The organism is Oscillospiraceae bacterium CM (assembly GCA_022870705.1).
Taxonomy (GTDB): Bacteria; Bacillota; Clostridia; order Oscillospirales; family Oscillospiraceae; genus Sporobacter.
The window spans coordinates 175,365-193,755 of record CP072107.1 but is presented as its reverse complement, the minus strand read 5'-3'; the positions used below and the strand labels follow the sequence as shown (position 1 = coordinate 193,755).

Sequence of the window (18,391 nt, the reverse complement as noted above, 5' to 3'; positions counted from 1 at the left end):
GCGCTCATGAACGATACAATCAAAATTTTGAAAGACCGGCAGGGGGCCATCGCCGAGAAGGCAAGCTTCTGCTGCGGCGACGGCAAGGGCATCCGCTGTGAAAAAGAGAGCGTTTCCGGCGCCGTCACCCAGCGTGCCTGCGTTTACTGCGGCGCGCGTGTAGTCCTCAACCCGATTACAGACGCTTATCATATCGTCCATGGGCCCATCGGCTGCGCCAGCTACACCTGGGATATTCGTGGCAGCCTGACAAGCGGGGCGGACACGTTCCGTACCAGTTTTTCGACGGACCTGCGCGAGACGGACGTTATCTTCGGCGGCGAGAAAAAGCTCGCCGCCGCCATTGACGAGCTCGTCCTCAAAAAATCACCGAAGCTGATTTTTATCTACGCCACGTGTATCGTCGGCGTCATCGGCGACGACGTTGAAGCCATCTGCCGGGAAAAAGAGCGCCAGCATCAAATCCGCGTCATACCCGTCAAGTCGCCGGGGTTCTCCGGGACGAAATCGCAGGGCTATAAGCTGGCCTGCGACGCCATCATGCAGCTCATCCTCCCGAACGCTACAGGCAAAAAGGTTCACGGCGTCAACCTCATCGGTGACTTTAACCTGGCCGGCGAGATGTGGACGATCCGCCGGTATCTTGAGAAAATCGGCATCCCGGTCGTCGCCACGGCGACCGGTGACGCCTCCTTGGAAACGCTCCTGCGCCTGCCGACAGCTCAATTAAATCTCGTCCAGTGTGCCGGGTCTTCAGCGTATCTGGCCGCGCGCATGGAAGAGGCCTTCGGTATTCCGGCCATCAAGGTGAGTTTTTTCGGGACAGAAGACACGGAAAGCTCTCTCCTTCGGGCGGCCGAGGCGCTCGGCGACGCGCAGGCTATCGAAAAGGCGCGGGCGCTGACGACGTCGGAAGGCGCACGCGCTAAGTCGTTTATTGACGCCTATAAGCCGCAGCTGGCCGGGAAACGGGCCGCCATCTACGTTGGCGGCGGCTTTAAGGCTATCTCGTTGATCCGGCAGTTTAACGAACTCGGCATGGAGACCGTCGTCGTCGGCACGCAGACAGGCAAGGCGGAGGATTACGAGATCATCGCCTCGCTCGTCGGCGACAGTGCCGTTATCCTTGATGACGCAAGCCCGTCGGAGCTGGAGAAGTTTATGGTAGAAAAAAAAGCCGACATCCTTGTCGGCGGCGTCAAGGAGCGCCCGCTTGCCTACAAGCTCGGCATCGCCTTCTGCGATCATAACCATGAGCGTCGGCACCCCTTGGCCGGATATGAGGGCATCCGCAATTTCGTGAGGGAAATCAATCTCTCCGTCAACAGCCCGGTCTGGCAATACTGCAAAGCGGGAAGGTGAAGATTATGAGTGAAAATCTGGTTAATTTAAACGTCAACCCCTGTAAGATGTGTATGCCGATGGGCGCTGTCAGCGCCCTTTCAGGCTTAAAAAACTGCATGACGATTCTGCATGGCTCGCAGGGTTGCGCCACATATATCCGCCGCCACATGGCAACGCATTACAACGAGCCCGTCGATATCGCCTCCTCGTCGCTGACGGAACACGGCACCGTTTTCGGCGGCGAGGAAAACCTCCTCAGAGGCCTTGAGAATCTCGTCACGCTGTATCATCCCGAAATTATCGGTGTTGCCACGACGTGCCTGGCCGAAACAATCGGCGAGGACGTGGCGGCGATCATCGCCAAATACGAGGCCGCCCACCCGGAGCAGGCGGCTAAAATCATTAACATCTCCTCAGCGGGATACGGCGGGACGCAGGCCGAAGGGTTTTTCCGGGCGCTTCGGGCCGTCGTGTCGCAGACGGCCGTGGACGCATCGCCGCACCGGGGCATCAACGTTGTGACGCCAATGCTATCCCCCGCCGACTACCGCTATTTAAAAAGCCTGTTCGATCAGATGGGGCTCTCCTATACACTTCTGCCCGACCTGTCTGACACACTGGACGGCGCCCTCTCGCCGGACGGCCAAAAGCAACCCGAAGGCGGCACGCCGCTGGGCGACATCGAGCGAATGGCTGGTGCCCGGCACACGATAGAGCTCTCTCTTTTCGTTGATCCTAAGGATTCCCCGGCAGAATACTTGTTTGATACATACGGCGTTCCCTTCACCCGTCTTGCCCTGCCTGTCGGTCTGCGCGACATGGACGCGCTCGTTGAAACGCTTGTCTCTCTCGGCGGGCTAAAGCCGCCCACGCTTGAAAAAGAGCGCGGCCGCCTGCTCGATGCGATGGTTGACGCGCATAAATACTGCGCCGAGGGCCGGGCCGCTGTCTTCGGCGAGCCGGACTTTGTCTATTCGGTCACGCGCTTCTGCGCGGAAATCGGCCTCGTCCCGCGCCTTGCAGCGACAGGGTCCGTCTCTCCCGCGCTCCGAGAGCGCTTGCAGGAAGCGCTCGACGCGGCTGCCGCCTGGCTTCACCTGTCGCCCGGGGAAGTGATCGATGACGTCGATTTCGACACGATTGAGAAAAAGGCACTGGCGCTGGGCGTCAATCTGCTGCTCGGCAGCTCCGACGCGCGTCGTCTGGCGCAGAAGCACCGCATCGGCCTTGTCCGCTGCGCCTTCCCCATCCACGACAGACTCGGCGGCCAGCGCGTGCGCACGCTCGGCTACGACGGGGCAACGGCGCTGCTCGATCAGGCGTCCAATATTCTGTTGGGTGAGAAGGATGAGCATTTTCGCGAAGATATTTACAACCGCCATTTCTCCAAAGACGAGCCGGAAATCAAGGTGCAAGCCGCGCCCGCGCTCAAATCGAAAACGCACCCCTGCTTTAACGGCTGCGCCGGGAAATACGCGCGGATGCATCTGCCCGTCGCGCCCAAATGTAACATCCAGTGCAATTACTGCGTGCGAAAATTCGACTGCCCGAACGAGAGCCGCCCCGGCGTGACAACGGCCGTTTTATCGCCGGAGGAAGCGATTGAAAAATTCCGCCGTGTCAAGAAAGACGTCCAAAATCTCACCGTCGTCGGCATTGCCGGGCCTGGGGATGCTTTGGCGAATTTCGAGGAGACAAAAAAAACGCTACGGCTCATCCGCGCCGAGGATCCGGACATGACCTTCTGCATTTCAACGAACGGCCTCATGCTCCCGCAATACGCGCAGGAGCTTGTTGACCTCGGCGTCTCGCACGTGACGGTGACGATCAATGCCGTCGACCCCATGATCGGCGCGCAAATTTACCATCACGTCGACTATATGGGCACGCGGTATGACGGTGTGGCGGGCGCCGCGATCCTGCTTGCAAACCAGCTGTCCGGCATTGCGCTGCTCGTCTCTAAGGGCATCATCGTCAAGGCCAACACCGTGTTGCTCAAGGGGATTAACGACAATCATATCGGCGCTGTCGTCCAGAAACTCAAAGAGCTCGGGGCCGATCTCTCTAACCTCATGCAGCTCATCCCCGTCAAGGGCTCCGCCTTTGAAAACATTGGGCTTGTCAGCAACAAGGCGCTCATGGCACTGCGCAAGACTTACGAGCCGGATATCCGGCAGATGTATCACTGCCGCCAGTGCCGGGCCGACGCGATCGGCACGCTTGAAAATGATCGCTCGCTCGAGTTTTCACCCTGTCAGGCCGAAGCGGCCGCCCCGGAACCGGCAAGCAAAAAGAAAGTTGCCGTTGTTTCAAAAAGCGGCCTGCTCGTCGATCAGCACTTCGGCCACGCCGAGGAACTTTACATCTACGAAAGCGACGGCAAAACGGCGGCGTTTCTGGAAAAACGCCCCGTCTCAAAATACTGCGACGGCGGCGACACATGCGACGGGGACGGAAAAATGAATTCCATCCTATCGGCCGTTTCCGACTGCACGGCGATCATTGCATTGCGCATTGGCAACGCACCGTCACAAAAGCTCTCTCAAATGGGCATCGCCGTCCACGCGACATATGACAGAATCGAGGATGCCGTTAAAAAAGCGGCGTCGGAATAAGTAAAGGAGGCGCTTTTATGGTCAATCCCAAATATCACATTTTTGTTTGCACCAGCTGCCGCACGAACGGTGTTCAAAAAGGCTACTGCCATCAGAAGGACAGTGTCAAGCTTGTTGAAAAATTCATGGAAGAAATTGAAGACCGCGATTTGTCCGCCGACTGTATGGTGACGAACACGGGCTGCTTCGGCATCTGCAGCCGCGGCCCTGTCGCTGTCGTCTACCCGGAGGGCGTCTGGTATGGCGCACTCACGCCGGATGCCGTGACGGAGATCGTTGAACAACACATCGAGGGCGGCACGCCCGTCAAAGCGTATCAGATTTAAGCGAAAGGATGACGCGCCTTGAAACGCCTCACTGACATGACCATGTGTTGTCTTGGCGCCGCCTCGCCGTCCCCCGCGCAGCTTCAAAAGCTTTTTGAGCTACAGCTGTTAACGGGAGCCGACTATATCGAAATGCCGCGCGCGTATTACGAAACGCTGGCTCCCGTCGCGTCCTGCGATAAGCTAATACTGCGCCTGGCGTCACCCGGGGAGGCTGTCTTTTTTCCTGAAATTCGCCGTTTTATCTGTCGAATTCCCGAAGAGGGACAGGACGCGCGGGTCACGACGGAGATTCAGATTAACGACAGGCGTGAAATCCCGCTCCTGCGGCGTTATACAGCGCTTTCTAACGTCCGCCTCACGGGGCTTGACGATCTGATCCTGCACGATTATAAAAGTACCTTCTCGGAAATCCGGAAAACGCTGAGCGGCACTGTGACCTTCTGCCCGGAGGATAGCACTAGCTGTGCGACGGCATTAGCCATTGAATGGCTGCTCGGCGGCGGCGAGGCGGTGGCTGTTTCCTTCGGGGGGCTCGGCGGAAAAGCCGCCTTGGAAGAGGTGATGCTTGCCCTGCGTCTTCATATGCGATACCGCTGCAACGCCACCTATGAGGTTTTTCCGCGTCTTCTATCGCTTTTGGAGGAAATCTGTGCCGAGCGCTTCGATAGACGCAAGCCGATTATCGGCAGGGGAATTTTCGACGTGGAATCCGGCATCCATGTCGACGGTATTTTGAAAAAGCCGGAAATGTATGAGCCATATCAGCCGTCACTCGTCGGCGCACGGCGTGCTATTGTGATCGGCAAACATTCCGGTAAAAAAGCTGTCATCGCCAAACTCCTTGAACGACAGCTTTTACCGGAAGCGTACGATATCGATAAAATTCTCCGCGCCGTCCGGCAAAAAAGCCTTGAAAAGGCCGCGGGCCTGACCGACGCGGCGTTTTTTGATTTGGCTGAGCAATTCAGGAAATGAGGGGATGACGTGAAGCCAGTCAGGCATATCGTTGACACGACGCTGCGAGACGGCGAACAGAGCCCGGGCCTCGTCATGACGCCCCGGCAGAAGCTTGACGCTGCCCGGATTCTCGACGCGGCCGGTGTCTATCAGATCGAGGCCGGTATTCCCGCCGTCGGCAGCGTGGAGATTGACACCATCAGCGCTATGATGGACGACCGAAAAAACGCCCGCATCTCGGCCTGGAACAGGTTGCGTCTGGAGGATTTGCGCCTGTCCGTCTCTTGTCGGCCCGATATTCTGCACATCAGCACGCCCGTTTCCTATGTTTTGATTTACACAAAGCTGAAAAAGAACAAGAGCTGGGTTATAAAAAATCTCAGCGCCTGCGTCGAGTTTGCCCTTGAGCGCGACTTTGACGTCACCGTCGGCTTTGAGGATGCGTCGCGCGCCGACATCACATTTATGGTCACGCTGGCCCAACTGCTCCGGGACAAGGGCGTCAGCCGCATCCGCTTTGCCGATACCGTCGGCGTCCTCTCCCCTTCCGGGGCTTTTCAGGCCGTTAAAGAGCTCATTACCGCAACGGGCATTGACGTTGAATTTCACGCGCACAATGACCTCGGCATGGCTGTTGCCAATACGCTGACGGGGGCCGCGGCTGGCGCTGCGTTTATCGACACGACGATCCGCGGCATCGGTGAGCGCGCCGGCAACTGTGATTATTTTAAGTTTGTTCACGCAGCTGCCGATGTTTATGACCTCGGCATTTCAAAATTTGACGCCTTCGTTGTTGAGGAAAAAATCACGTCAATTCTCTCTCTTTGAAGATGCTGAAGACGCATCAATTTAACCGCCGTTTTCATACCGGAATTCAGAAACCCGGCTTTGTGTTTTTCACACGAAGCCGGGTTCGCTATTCCTTAACATTAATTTTCCGGCTCAACCGCGTCCAGCTCAAACCAGAATGTACTGCCACTCCCGACATCACTGATAACGCCGAACGCGGCGTTGTGCGCCGTGAGGATACCCTTGACGATCGACAGGCCAAGGCCCGTTCCGGCAATTCCGCGCTTGTGCGTTTTGTCACCCCGGTAATAGCGCTCCCAGATGTGCTGCCGCTCTGCCTCCGGGATCCCCGGCCCCGTGTCCTGAACCTCGAAGCGGGCTTTGCCGCCGTGTGTGGAAACGCGGATTGTGATCTTTTTGTCGTCGCCTGAATAGTTGACGGCGTTACCTATCAAATTGTAGACGGCTTGCTCAATCTGGCGCTCGTCGGCGCAAACGGCACAGCTGTCCGTGCAGTTGCAGTCAAACACATATCCATCCCGTTCAGAGAGCGCCTTGAAACGATTTAAAATGACAGAAACCTTATCGCAAAGGTCAAATGTTGTTCGGACCGTTGTCTCCGCGCCCGACTGGATTTTTGACAGGTCGAGAATATCCGAAATCAGGGCACTAAGCCTGTCTGCCTCTTCAATGATGACCTCTGTATGAGCATGCCGCTTCTCAGGCTTGTCGCCGGAGACATCACGGATGAGCTCGGCGTACATTTTCACCATTGTCAGCGGCGTGCGCAGGTCATGAGAGACGTTGGCGATAAGCTCCCGCTGCAGGGTATTTGTTTTTGAAAGCTCCTTCGTCGCGTAATTAAGCGCCCCCGCCAGCTGGTTAATCTCCGCATAACTGCCGCCTTCAAACGTCACGCCGTAGTCACCTCCGGCCAGCTGTTCGGCACTTTTCGTCAGGTTTGAAATCGGCCGCGACAGGCGAGAGGCAATCAGCAGGGAAATAACGGCTGATAAAGCAAGCGCCGCGGCCAGCACAATGAACAGCTGCACCTGTAGAAGGGCTGCCGGGGAATCGTCTAAATTAATCTGCGCGCTGACAACGAGATATTTGCCCGCGCCGGACTGACCGGGCAGTATGATGCCATAGTACAGAAGCTTCCCATTCCCGTGCGGCAGATTCTCGATATACGATTGTTTGCCGTCAGTACTGTTTTTAAGCCTTGTTACAAAGTCGGTGACACTCAATTCATCCCGCAGCGGGATTTCAGCGGGCTTGTTCATGGTATATTTCATCATACCGTTTTCATCAAAAAAACGGACCGATATCCCGGCGGCAAAATACTGCCCGCCGAGCGCGACGGCCAGCTCCCCGGCGGCATCGGCCGATGCAATATCCTCCGCCGCTTTTTGCAGCTCCTTCAGCTTCGTCTGCGTGTAAAAGCTGTTTAAAAAGACGATTTGCAATAGCCATAGCGCCGTCATAATGACGGCCGTAAAAACGATGAAATAGCCCCAAATCCGAACGCGAAGGCTTCCGGCCTTCCCTTTTTCAAATCGTCTCATCGCTCGTCTGCCTCAAATTTGTAGCCGACGCCGCGCAGCGTGACGATGAAGTCCTTATACGGCCCCAAACTGGATCGAAGCATTTTGATATGCGAATCTACCGTCCGATCGTCTCCATAATAGTCGTATCCCCAAACCTCGGTCAACAGCTTTTCCCTGGACAGGGCTATGTTCCTGTTGCGCACGAGAAAGAAAAGCAGATCGGTTTCCTTCGGCGTCAGCTCCGCTTTCTTCCGATCGACGAGGACGCAGCGGCCAGAAAAATCGATCTCCAAGCCCTTAATTATCACCTTCTCAACGCCGGGCTGTTCCTGATATCCCTGACGGCGCGTGATGATCACATGAACGCGCGCCATAACCTCCTTTGGTGAAAACGGCTTAACGACATAGTCGTCGATGCCGACCTCAAAGCCGAAGAGCTTATCGTATTCCTCGCCCCTGGCCGACAGCATCAGCACCGGTATGTCTTTATATTTCCTGATTTCCTTACAGGCTGAAAACCCGTCAAGCTTCGGCATCATCACGTCCATGATCGCAAGGTCGAAATCCTGCTCCCGGCACAGGCGAACAGCTTCCATCCCGTCAACAGCCTCGACAACGGTGTGATTTTCAAACTCGGCGTATTCACGGAGCCCTTCCCGAATTTTCTTTTCATCATCCACAATGAGAATATGCGCCATAAAACCCCTCTTTTCTGCGCTTGTGCCCACGATACGCTTCTCATGTGTGGGCCGTGTGATACCCCTGCGGAAGTCAGATGAAATTCGCTGCCGCCTGCTGGCATCACCGGCGTCAAGAAAGCCGCCGCGCAAAAGCGGCCACGACGGCCTTCACAAATATTTCAGCCGGTTTCCATGGTGTTTACACAGACGTGCACCATAATACGCTCATCACGTAAAGGGGTGCTGACACGATGACTTTACTGTCGCAAAACAACAGCTTTCCGGCATTTCTAAAGAAAAACTGGCATCTGCTCGCGTTGGCGCTTATCGCCCTGCTGTCCTTCGGGCTGAATTTTTATGCCATTTCCAAAGTCGGCTACGGCAACGCTTATTATGCCGCGGCCATCAAAAGCATGACGGAGAACTTTAAAAACTTCTTTTTTGTGTCGTTTGACCCGGCCGGGCTCGTTTCGGTCGACAAGCCGCCGCTTGGGCTTTGGGTGCAAGCCGTTTTTGTTCTCATTTTCGGCTATCACGGCTGGGCGATGCTTCTGCCGCAGGCGCTGTCAGCCACCGGCAGCAGCCTGCTCCTGTACGCCCTGATAAAAAAATATTTCGGGCGGGTGTCCGGTCTCATCGCGGCGCTCGTTTTCGCGCTGACCCCCGCCGTCGTCGTCGCGGCCCGGAACAACACGATGGACATGCAGCTCATCTTTGTCCTGCTCGTCGCCGTCTGGTTTTTGTTTAAGGCGATCGATACGTCGAAGTGGCGATTTCTGTTTATCTGCGCCGTTTTTGTCGGTCTGGGGTTTAATATTAAAATGTTGCAAGCCTATATGATTCTCCCCGCCGTCGTCATTGTCTATCTCGTCTTCGCCAAAGAGAAGTTTTTGAAACGTCTCGCCGCGGGCGTTATCAGTCTGGTCATTATGGCAGTAATCTCTTTTGCCTGGGTCCTGGCCGTTGATCTCACCCCGGCAGGCGAACGCCCCTATGTCGGCAGCTCCACGAACAACACCGTTGTTGAACTGATTATCGGGCATAACGGCACCGAACGGCTTTTTGGCTCAGGCGGCGGCAGCCGTCCTTCCGGTGCTTTTGGTGGCGATGACGGCGCTGTTCAGCGCCCGCAAGGCGCCATAAACGGGCCGAACGGCAGCCCCGGCAGCGCTTTGAACGGTAATTTACCCAATACCCAGTCAGGCGCGACGCTTCGTGACACAACAGCAGCAGGCAACGCCGGGCAAAACGCCAATGGCACGAGTGTCGCAGGCACTTCCCAAGCCGACGGCAACAGCCAAATACCGCCGGATGGTTTTGAAGGACAGCTAAACGGCCATAATTCTGTGAATGGCATCCCCATGGGCGGCGGCGGCAATGAAATCGGCACGCCCGGCGTTCTGCGCCTGTGGAGCACAAGCCTTTACGGGCAGGCCTCGTGGCTTATTGTCCTCACCCTGTTCTGCATTCTCGCAAAACTTGGCAAATTTAATGTAAAACAGTTGACGGCAAAACAGGCCATGCTCGTTTTCTGGATCATTTGGCTCATGACGATGGTCGTGTTTTTCAGCTTCGCCGGGTTCTGGCACCGGTATTACCTCTGCATGGTCGCGCCGGGCGTTGCCGGGCTTGTTGGAATCGGGCTGCCGGAAATGGTGCGCGCCTTCCGGGAAAAACGGGGCTGGAAGCAGCTGCTGCTACCGATTTCTCTCCTCGCCACATTTGCGCTTGAAATCATATTTGTCTGGCGCTATGAGGCTGTCAGAACATGGCTTGTCCCGATGATGCTTGTCCCGGCCGCGGGGGCTGCAATTGTGATGGCTGCTCATGCTATCCGGCCGCAGAAGCTGCTTGCCGTCATTTCCGGCGGCCTGACGCTCCTGTCGCTGCTTGTCGCGCCGTTTTACTGGTCGCTTACAGTCGTTCTCTACGTGGAGCAGAATTCAACGCTGCCGTACGCCGGGCCGGAGCTCGCTTCAACAGCGGAAATCCGCGGCATGACGCCCAATCAGGAGGTGCTGACAACGGGGGACAGCGGGACTCGGTCGCTTGAAGCGTATCTCGTTGCGCACTACAAAGAAGGCACCTATCTAGTCGTCTCACAGCGGGCAAATGACGTTGCGCAGTTCATCGTCGACACCGGCCTTCCGGCCGTCGCCTACGGCGGATTTCTGGGGTCGGATAACGCCATGACGCTTGAGAGCCTCAAAGCGCTTGTCGCGGAGGGCAAGGTCACCTATTTCCTGATAACCGGCCAATCAGGCGGTAATTCCGAGCTCACCTCATACGTGAAAGAAAACGCAACACTGATCGACGCCTCTTTATATCTGGGGTCAACACAACAGGCGACAGACGACAAAACATCAACCGGCATTTCCGGCGCAGCCCTCTACCTGTTTGGCTGAGCGCCTGCGAGGAGAAACATCATATGCTGCGAAAACTGCTTGGCAATACAGCGCTACGCCAATTTTTAAGCTACACGATCGTCGGCGGTACCGCAACCGTCGTGGAATGGGCGCTCTTTTGGTATTTCGTCTACCCTCTGAAATGGCATCAGAACGTCGGGCTTGCTGTCGCCTATGTTATCTCAACTCTCGTCAACATGCTTCTCGGCCGTGTTCTGACCTTTCGGCACGCACGCGTCGTCGGCCATAGCACAAACCGGGCCGTCAACGCCGCAAAGGAAACGGCGCTCATCTATCTCGTCAGCGCTGTCGGCTGCGTCTTGAATATTCTGTTATTAGATTTGTTTACCGATATCTTTCATATGCGTGCCATGCCATCCAAAGTCCTCGTCACCGCTATGATGCTGTTCGTCAATTTCTTTGCCCGAAAGCTTGGCATCTACCGCGACAGGCCGGGATTTGCCCCAGGCACGGGCGGTGCGCCTTCCTAGTTAGCCCGCATCATCAAGCCTTCGATCGTCAAGGCGGCAGCGAACGGCGCGCGTTAAGCTGATGATGGCGGCTGCCAATGTGCAAGCGGCGCTGAAAAGGAAAATGACAGACAGGCCGTGCACAAACACCCCTGCGTCAAAGGTGCCTGTCAGGTTGTTGATATTAAGTTTCGTGACGAACGAGAAAATTAAAACGGAAAATGTCGTCCCCGAGACAAGGCCAAGGTTACGAAACAGTGCGTTTGCCCCGCCCGCAATCCCAAGCTGCGCGCGCGGCACGCAGCCCATAATGCTTGAATTGTTGGGCGACTGAAAAATCGACATCCCCGCCCCAAGAAAAATCAGTAATACAACGATTTTAAGAACACTGCTTGAAGCATTCAGTGTTGTAAGCACCAGAAATGCGATCGTAGAAATCACAGTTCCGGCCACCGTCAGCGGCCTGTAAGAAATATGGTCGGACAGCCAGCCGCTGAGCGGTGCGACGACCGCCATTGTCAGCGGATAGGCGGAAATAACAAGCCCAGCCTTGAGCGGGTCAAACTTCAGAACATCCTGCAGATAAAACGGCACAAAAAGCATTGTGGCGTTAATAGCGATAAAAACGAGATAAGCGGCCGTTAAACCAAAGGAAAACTCGTGCAACCGGAACAGGCCGAGATCCAGCAAGGGGTTTTTTGCCCGCTGCTCCGTCCGGATAAAAAGCCATAGGCCAAATGCCGCTATCAAAACGGTTGGAATCAGCAAGATTGTTGGGATGCGGCCTTCCTGAACGAAAAGCAGCCCAAGAAATAATACGAGCAGGGAAAAGCTGAATAGCAGCGTACCTCTGACGTCAAACGTCACGGGCGATGGCTTGTTTTCAGACGTCGGAATAATAAAAATCGTCGCGGCGAACCCGAAGACCCCGATGGGAATATTGATTAAAAAGATGGATGGCCAGCCAAACATGCCGACGAGAATACCCCCGAGGCTCGGCCCGACGAGGCTGCCGAGCGCCACCATCGTTCCGACGAAGCCGAGAGCCCTGCCGCGCTCTGTCGGCGGGAAGGCCTCCGTCACGATGGCCTGTGAAAGCGCCATCATAGCCGACGCCCCGATGGCCTGTACGACTCTGGAGATGACAAGCAGCGTCAGCGTGCTTGAAAAGCTGCAAAATGCCGAGCCGATGGAAAAGACAATAAACCCGGCGGCGAAGATGCTCTTCTTGCCGAAGAGATCGGCAATTTTACCCCAAACGAGGAGCAAGATGGCAATGGTGAGGAAATAAGCCGTTACAACCCACTGAATCGCGTCGATTGACACATGCAGCTGGCTTGACATGATGGGCAGGCCGATGTTGACAATGCTGCCGTCCAGCGTCGCCATAAACGTCGAGACGGACGTGATGCCAAGAACAAGCCATTTTCTGTTATTGGATTCATTATTATTCAAAGGGTCGTCCTCCGGCGGTGTGCATTGTCTATGCTTTTTCCTGAATCAGTTTTTCAAGAAGCGCAATTTCTTCTTTAATTCCATTCAGTTCCCGCTCATATTTTTTAACAAGATTTCCGGGCAGGTGGATATTGCCCTGCCCTAAAATGATCATTCTCTCTTCCGCAACCTCTTCGAGCAATTCCCGCTTTTCCGACAGCTTCTCTCGGAGCTCATCCAAGCCCATGTTCTCGATATAAGACACAACAACACCCCTTTGGATATATTGTTCCTATCATAGCAAAAAATAGGCCGATTCACAAGAAACAGCCTACCAGAATTTAAAACCGGCGCGAGGTGTTTACCCGCGCCGGTTTACGACGATCGCTTTATCACCGATACTGCCGGGCAATGGTATCTAAATGCGCCGCCATTTTCTCAACAACGGACGGCGGGGACAAGATTTTTGCCTCGTCCCCGAAGCTGATGACCCAGGCCAGAAACTGCGGGCTGACGGCAACGCTTATCTGAAATTCAAACCGCTCGTCGTCTGACGATGTAACGATAATTTCCTTGCCGAAGCGGTCGATTACCGCGCCGATAAAACGGTTGGAAAACTGCAGGCGCACCGTTTCTTCTTGTCCACCGAACATGGAGAACAGCTTTTTTGCGTAGACGGCAATGTCAAGGTTTTTAAAATGCTCTTGTCCGAGCCGCATTGAATCCGTCACCAGAATGTCGGTCATTTTGTCAACCCTGAAATGCTTGATCCTGTCGGCCTTTGCGTCAAACCCGACCATGTAATAATTTTCGTCGTCCCAAGTTAGTGCGTAGGGGCTGATAACGTACCGTTCGCCGTTTCGCCTGAAAACGCGCTCTTTTGTGACGGTAAATTCAAAATACTTAAAGCTGATCATTTTATTGTCGCTGATCCCGGCGTGAATTTTGTCGACATTGTAGTAGATGCTCTCATTCATCGTCTTAATCCGGTTTGACACAAAAACCTGCCGCTGCAAAGACTGCCCCTCATAGGCGCTGCAGAGGCTTTCGATTTTTTTAATAAGCTCAATTGACTTTTTGTGTGTGATAAACTTGGAGGACTGGACGCTGTCGACAAGGAGCTTGAGTTCCGGCAGCTCAAACGTTCTGCCGGCAAGATAATAACCGGTTGTTTTCCCACGGACGCTGACAATATCAAGGCCGTACAGTTTGAGCGCTTCAAGATCATCATAGATACTTTTGCGCTCGGCGCTGACGTCGTAGAAAGCGAGCTCGCGAATCAATTCCTGAACGGTTAGCGCGTGATGTTCATCCGTTTTTTCTTCGAAGATGCTTTTCAGGTACAGCAGCTTCAGCTTTTGATTGGCGGATTTCGGCATTGTCACGCCCCCTTTTTCTGCCATTATACAAGATCGCGCCGCCTAGTACAACGCCGGAATCCTCTAAAGCCAAAAGAGGCAGACGACAACAGCCGCGCACAAAAGGATAAAAGCGACGTTCCAGAACGTATCGGTCTTCTTTTGCTTCTTGCCTCTTCTGTGGTCATCAAGATAGATAATCTTGTGATATGTCCTTGCTCCCTGTTCCGATGCCTGTGCCAAATCGTTAACTCTATAATTATATCGAACCATTGTGTCACTCCATTTCTTTCTCTCTATGCCGCTTCAATATCCCGGATTTCACTGAGCGCTTCCGCCTCACTGTCAGCCGAAAATAGAAAGCAGCCGTTTTCATCGAGAACCTCAACGTGTCCGCGCGCGTTTTTGATCGTATAACTCATTTGAAGCGCTCCCTTCTTTTAATTGTTCTTATCATACGGCATGATGTGTCCTATAATCCGGTCTCTGACCGTAAAATGCGAAGAAACACCGCGAAAACGGTGTCTCTTCGTCTCTTAAAGGCTGGAGGAGTCGCTTGCGGCCATCGCCGGATAACACAGGCAAGAAATCAGTAAAAAGCAGCAGGTGACGTTTACTAAAAAACGTCACCTGCTATTCATAATGGTTTTATTTGAATAATCACGCCATGCTCAGCTTCAAATTCATCAATTCTTTTTTTGATCAGGCGCTCTATCTCCTTATTCTTTGTCCGACCTTCAAATTCTGCTATGTAGCCTAATTTTTCTAATAGGTTTGCCGTTACACGGAGCGTATAACGCGACAAGTTATCTTTCACAACATCAATCTCCTTTGACGAAGTATTGACATTATTCTAGCGTCATATTATACTTTGAGCATAAATGACGCATTTTTGACGCACATTATTTTTAATGGAGGGTTTATAAACATGTTAAATTATGAAAAACTCTACAGGATTTTATTTAATGGTATCTCTGATGCAATAAATGCTCTTGATCTATTCAATTATGGTGTTTCCCGAGATATCCTTGTCAAGGCGCAACAATCCTCTGAAGAGGCGTATATAGAAGAAGCAGATTAGTTACCTTGCAGCGATATCCCGGATAGATTTAACGGGGGATTTATAATCCACTTATTAATCATATTTTCTGTTATGCGTTCCCATAGATACTGCGCAGCAGGGCAATTTCCCGCGCGTAACCGTCAACGTCGTTGGGCGTCTCCAGATAAAACGGCAGGTCTTTCAGGCGCGGATGATTGATAATGGTTTTAATGGCGTCAAGCCCTAAAGCGCCATTGCCGATCGTCTCATGCCTGTCCTTATGACTGGAAAACGGATTTTTGCTGTCGTTTAAATGAATGGCGCGCAGGCGCGTTAGGCCGATGACGCGGTCAAACTCGGCAAGCACCCCGTCGAGGTCATGGGCGACCTCATACCCCGCATCATAGACATGGCAAGTATCCAGGCAGACGCCCAGCTTATCGTGCAGCATCACCTTGTCGATAATCGCGCGCAGCTCCTCAAACCGGCCGCCGACCTCCGAGCCCTTCCCGGCCATCGTTTCAAGCAGAACAGTCGTTGTCTGCTCCGAGGTCAGAACATCGTTTAAAACACCCGCGATCAGGTCAATACCGATCTCCATCCCCTGACCGACGTGACTGCCCGGGTGAAAAACGTACAGGTTACCGGGGAGATATTCCATCCGGCGAATATCATCGGCCATCGTCTCGCGGGCAAACGTCCTCAAATTCGGTTTTTCAGCGCAGGCGTTGAGCGTATATGGCGCGTGTGCGAGCAGCGGCCCGATGCCATTCTCGCGGGCAAGCTGCGAAAAAGCGGCGATATCTGCCTCGTCAATTGCCTTCGCGTTACCGCCGCGCGGATTACGTGTAAAAAACTGAAAAACGTTGGCGTCGATTTTAACGGCGGTCTTCCCCATGGCCAGATAGCCGTTTGACGCCGACAGATGGCAGCCAATCTTCAACATACGTCTCTTCCTTTCGCTTTTGCGGGCCTGTCCCCGTCTGCTGTCATCGTACCATAAGCACGCCGGAAAGTCATTGTGCAATTGAGGCACCGATGATAAAATATGCAATGTAAGCAAATATGACTGCCTGGAGGACGCCATGAGAGAAATCCCCTGTCAAGAAATTGCCGATGTCATTGAAAAGCTTTGCATCGAGGCGGCCGTTTTCCTGCCGCCCGACGTCGGCGCGCTTTTAGAGGACGCAGCTAAAAACGAAGTCTCGCCCGCCGGGAAGGCCGCGCTGGACGATCTCGTCCGCAATTTTAAGCTCGCGGCGTCATCCGGCCTGCCCATTTGTCAGGACACGGGCATGGCGGTCGTTTTTGCCGACATCGGGCAGGATGTGCATATAACAGGCGGCCTTTTTGAAGACGCCGTGAATGACGGCGTCCGCCGCGGCTATCAAAACGGCTTTCTCCGCAAATCCGTCGTCCAGGACCCTTTCCGCCGCGTCAACACGTCGGACAACACACCGGCCGTTTTGCACCTTCGGCTTGTTGAAGGCGATGCCATTGCGCTGACCGTCGCGCCCAAGGGCTTCGGCAGCGAGAACATGAGCGCAATGCGCCTGTTCCTCCCGTCGGATGCTCTTGAAACGGTTGAGGATTTTATCGTCGGCGTCGTCGGCAGTGCCGGATCAAACCCCTGCCCGCCCGTCATTGTCGGCGTCGGCCTCGGCGGGACGATTGAAAAAGCGGCGCTTTTGGCCAAGCGCGCCCTTCTGCGCCCAGCAACGGCGCGCCACACTGATCCGTTTTATGCCGACATGGAATCCCGCGTCCTCACAAAAATCAACCGTCTTGGCATTGGCCCGCAAGGCTTCGGGGGCCGGTATACGGCGCTGGCCGTCAATATTGAGACGTATCCGACGCACATTGCCGGTCTTCCCTGCGTCGTCAATATGAGCTGCCACGCCACGCGGCACGCCGGGTGTATTTTTTAATTTAGCTGTCTTTTTTATATCGAAATATGGTATAATCATGATGTGAATATCCTGATGCAAAATCCATAAAAAACGATATAAGGGGATGACTCGAATGAAATTTACAGTTACGGAAAAGAAGGTTCAGGTTTCAGATGAGCTGCGCGATTACGCCCAGAAGAAGATCGGCAAGCTTGACCGCTTTTTTAAACTCGAGTCGGAGGCATTTATCACGTTTTCAATTGAGCGCGGCCGCCACAAAGCGGAGGTCACGCTGAACAATAACGGCATGTTTTACCGTGTTACGGAATCCACAAACGATATGTACGCCACGATTGACGCCGCCGTCGCCGCCATTGAAAGCCAGTTCCGCAAAAACAAGGCGCGCTTGTCCAAGCGCCTGCGGGACGGGGCTCTTGAGCGCGAGGTCAAACCGTCCGTCACATATGTGCCGGACGATGAGGAGCCGGACTTTCAAATCATCCGGACAAAACGGTTCCCGATTAAGCCCATGGCACCGGAGGAGGCCATCCTGCAGATGAACCTTTTAGACCACGAGTTTTTTGTCTTTAGGAATCAAGAAAACGCCGGCGCGTTTACCGTCGTTTACAGGCGCAATAACGGCGGCTACGGCTTGATTGAAAGTAACGATTAATTCAATAGCATCGGGGCGCAAACAGATCTGTTTGCGCCCCGAATTATTTTTCAAAAACTACTTGACTCTGACGTTGCGTCATCGTGTACGGTATCATCAAGGCGGTGAGAAAATGAAGCTGACGATCAGCCAAACGGCAAAACTAACGGGTATCAGTGTGCGCACACTGCATTATTACGATGAGATCGGGCTGCTCAAGCCGACTGAGACAACGAGCGCCGGTTACCGTTATTATGATGGCGATAATCTCGCGCTGTTGCAGCAGATTTTGTTTTACCGGGAGCTGGCGTTTCCGCTCAAAGAGATTATCGCGATGGTCTCACAGCCGGATCATGATCGCCAAAAAACCTTAAAAAGACACCGTCATCTGCTGATGCTGAAGCGGCAGCACCTTGACGAGCTTTTAAGGCTTGTTGACGAAACACTGGGAGGTGACACATCAATGACACAGCAAGAAGCTGCTTTTACCGACTATGAAGCGGCAAAAGCACAGTACGCCGCCGAGGCGAAAGCCCGCTGGGGGCATACAGACGCCTACCGGGAAAGCGCCCAAAAGGAACAGGGGCGGACAAAGGCGGAGACGGCTGCGATGATGGAAAAGGCGGGTGAGATTTTCCGCTCGTTTGCCGAAATGCGCGGCCGAGACCCGTCCGATCCGGACGTTCAAGCGCTCGTCCGCCGCTGGCAGGCGCATATCACGGAATTCCATTACCGCTGTACGGACGACATTCTCGCCTGTCTCGGCGAAATGTACGTTGAAGATGCGCGTTTTCGTAGCAACATCGACCGGTATGGAGACGGAACGGCGCAGCTCATGTCAGACGCCATAAAAATATGCTGTTCCCATTAAAAAGCGCGG

Annotated in this window: 20 protein-coding genes; 12 read left to right on the top strand and 8 right to left on the bottom strand. The window is 54.1% G+C overall.

Going from position 1 to position 18,391, the window contains the following annotated elements; all coding sequences use genetic code 11:
* Window positions 1-6: 6 nt before the first annotated feature.
* Genes nifE through IZU99_00980 form a run of 5 tightly spaced genes read left to right on the top strand, consistent with a single transcriptional unit; the run spans window position 7 to window position 6,073 of the window.
* Complete coding sequence (gene nifE, locus IZU99_01000; GenBank protein UOO37876.1) at window positions 7-1,362, top strand: nitrogenase iron-molybdenum cofactor biosynthesis protein NifE; 1,356 nt, start codon at window positions 7-9, stop codon at window positions 1,360-1,362.
* A gap of 5 nt (window positions 1,363-1,367) precedes the next feature.
* Window positions 1,368-3,959, top strand: a complete 2,592-nt coding sequence (gene nifB / locus IZU99_00995; protein ID UOO37875.1) for a nitrogenase cofactor biosynthesis protein NifB — start codon at window positions 1,368-1,370, stop codon at window positions 3,957-3,959.
* A 17-nt stretch (window positions 3,960-3,976) separates the two neighbouring features.
* Entirely contained in the window at window positions 3,977-4,285 is a 309-nt protein-coding gene (locus IZU99_00990) for a (2Fe-2S) ferredoxin domain-containing protein (protein UOO37874.1), read from the top strand.
* Window positions 4,286-4,303: 18 nt separating this feature from the next.
* On the top strand, window positions 4,304-5,263 hold the full coding sequence (locus tag IZU99_00985) for an isopropylmalate synthase (protein UOO37873.1): 960 nt from the start codon (window positions 4,304-4,306) through the stop codon (window positions 5,261-5,263).
* Window positions 5,264-5,272: 9 nt separating this feature from the next.
* Window positions 5,273-6,073, top strand: coding sequence for a homocitrate synthase (locus IZU99_00980; GenBank protein UOO37872.1), 801 nt, complete (start codon window positions 5,273-5,275; stop codon window positions 6,071-6,073).
* Between the two features lie 101 nt (window positions 6,074-6,174).
* Here IZU99_00980 and IZU99_00975 read toward each other — a convergent pair whose 3' ends face one another.
* Entirely contained in the window at window positions 6,175-7,599 is a 1,425-nt protein-coding gene (locus IZU99_00975; protein ID UOO37871.1) for a HAMP domain-containing histidine kinase, read from the bottom strand.
* Window positions 7,596-8,279: a response regulator transcription factor gene (locus tag IZU99_00970; GenBank protein UOO37870.1), complete on the bottom strand. Its 684-nt coding sequence runs from the start codon at window positions 8,277-8,279 to the stop codon at window positions 7,596-7,598. Before IZU99_00970 ends, IZU99_00975 begins: the two co-directional genes overlap by 4 nt.
* Before the next feature lie 77 nt (window positions 8,280-8,356).
* Between IZU99_00970 and IZU99_00965 the strand changes: the two genes are divergently transcribed.
* From IZU99_00965 to IZU99_00955, 3 genes are read left to right on the top strand one after another with little or no spacing between them, the layout of a single operon-like run.
* Window positions 8,357-8,497: a hypothetical protein gene (locus tag IZU99_00965; protein ID UOO37869.1), complete on the top strand. Its 141-nt coding sequence runs from the start codon at window positions 8,357-8,359 to the stop codon at window positions 8,495-8,497.
* Between the two features lie 15 nt (window positions 8,498-8,512).
* A complete protein-coding gene (locus IZU99_00960; GenBank protein ID UOO37868.1) occupies window positions 8,513-10,666 on the top strand; it encodes a glycosyltransferase family 39 protein in 2,154 nt (717 codons plus the stop codon).
* 23 nt (window positions 10,667-10,689) lie between these two features.
* Window positions 10,690-11,157, top strand: coding sequence for a GtrA family protein (locus IZU99_00955; GenBank protein ID UOO37867.1), 468 nt, complete (start codon window positions 10,690-10,692; stop codon window positions 11,155-11,157).
* Here IZU99_00955 and IZU99_00950 read toward each other — a convergent pair whose 3' ends face one another.
* The 5 genes from IZU99_00950 to IZU99_00930 all read right to left on the bottom strand — a co-directional run bounded on the left by IZU99_00950 (window position 11,158) and on the right by IZU99_00930 (window position 14,745).
* Window positions 11,158-12,591, bottom strand: a complete 1,434-nt coding sequence (locus IZU99_00950; protein UOO37866.1) for an MFS transporter — start codon at window positions 12,589-12,591, stop codon at window positions 11,158-11,160.
* Between the two features lie 28 nt (window positions 12,592-12,619).
* Window positions 12,620-12,817 (bottom strand): hypothetical protein, encoded by a 198-nt coding sequence (locus IZU99_00945; GenBank protein ID UOO38704.1) that lies wholly within the window; start codon window positions 12,815-12,817, stop codon window positions 12,620-12,622.
* 145 nt (window positions 12,818-12,962) lie between these two features.
* Window positions 12,963-13,949, bottom strand: coding sequence for a WYL domain-containing transcriptional regulator (locus tag IZU99_00940; GenBank protein ID UOO37865.1), 987 nt, complete (start codon window positions 13,947-13,949; stop codon window positions 12,963-12,965).
* Between the two features lie 63 nt (window positions 13,950-14,012).
* On the bottom strand, window positions 14,013-14,201 hold the full coding sequence (locus IZU99_00935) for a hypothetical protein (protein ID UOO37864.1): 189 nt from the start codon (window positions 14,199-14,201) through the stop codon (window positions 14,013-14,015).
* 364 nt (window positions 14,202-14,565) lie between these two features.
* A complete protein-coding gene (locus IZU99_00930) occupies window positions 14,566-14,745 on the bottom strand; it encodes a TraY domain-containing protein (protein ID UOO37863.1) in 180 nt (59 codons plus the stop codon).
* A gap of 111 nt (window positions 14,746-14,856) precedes the next feature.
* On the opposite strand from IZU99_00930, the gene IZU99_00925 reads away from it, so the two are divergent.
* Window positions 14,857-15,009 carry a hypothetical protein gene (locus IZU99_00925; GenBank protein ID UOO37862.1) on the top strand — a complete coding sequence of 51 codons (153 nt, stop codon included), beginning with the start codon at window positions 14,857-14,859 and terminating at the stop codon, window positions 15,007-15,009.
* A 70-nt stretch (window positions 15,010-15,079) separates the two neighbouring features.
* On the opposite strand, the gene IZU99_00920 is transcribed toward IZU99_00925, so the two are convergent.
* Entirely contained in the window at window positions 15,080-15,916 is an 837-nt protein-coding gene (locus IZU99_00920; GenBank protein UOO37861.1) for a deoxyribonuclease IV, read from the bottom strand.
* 139 nt (window positions 15,917-16,055) lie between these two features.
* Between IZU99_00920 and IZU99_00915 the strand changes: the two genes are divergently transcribed.
* The 3 genes from IZU99_00915 (at window position 16,056) to IZU99_00905 (ending at window position 18,382) form a co-directional block, all read left to right on the top strand.
* Window positions 16,056-16,898 carry a fumarate hydratase gene (locus IZU99_00915; GenBank protein UOO37860.1) on the top strand — a complete coding sequence of 281 codons (843 nt, stop codon included), beginning with the start codon at window positions 16,056-16,058 and terminating at the stop codon, window positions 16,896-16,898.
* A gap of 94 nt (window positions 16,899-16,992) precedes the next feature.
* Window positions 16,993-17,532, top strand: a complete 540-nt coding sequence (gene raiA / locus IZU99_00910) for a ribosome-associated translation inhibitor RaiA (protein UOO37859.1) — start codon at window positions 16,993-16,995, stop codon at window positions 17,530-17,532.
* 112 nt (window positions 17,533-17,644) lie between these two features.
* The gene (locus IZU99_00905) at window positions 17,645-18,382 is read left to right on the top strand and encodes a MerR family transcriptional regulator (protein UOO37858.1); all 738 of its coding nucleotides are present in this window, start codon (window positions 17,645-17,647) and stop codon (window positions 18,380-18,382) included.
* The last annotated feature ends 9 nt before the right edge of the window (window positions 18,383-18,391 follow it).